Annotated in this window: 1 pseudogene; it reads right to left on the bottom strand. The window is 73.7% G+C overall.

Annotated elements, in window-relative coordinates:
* Nucleotides 1-354 (bottom strand): annotated as a pseudogene (locus AC1DYG_RS21030) (flavin-containing monooxygenase); the annotation flags it as partial.

Below are 354 nucleotides of genomic sequence, written 5' to 3'. Positions count from 1 at the left end.
GTGCAGGTCAGCGTGGTAGTCGGCCTGCGCGTCAGCGCGGACGTCGACCGCACGCGCCCCGTCCCGATCCACCAGGGCCATCGCCGCGAGCACGTGCCGGACCTGCGACTCGATCATGAACACCAGGGAGCTGTGCCCCAGGCCCGTGTTCGGCCCGGTGAGCAGGAACGCGTTGGGCAGGCCCGAGACCGTGATGCCGAGGTGCGTCGCGATCCCGTCCCGCCACCACAGCTCCTGCAGGGTGACGCCGCCCCGCCCGGCGAGCGGCAGCCGGGCCAGCGGGCCCGCCACCCGGAATCCGGTGGCGTAGACGATCACGTCCACCGGGCGCACCGTCCCGTCGGCGGTCACGAC

The organism is Pedococcus sp. P1_H8 (assembly GCF_056405175.1).
Note: the sequence above shows the minus strand (reverse complement) of the source record. Positions and strands in the feature narration are given on the sequence as shown.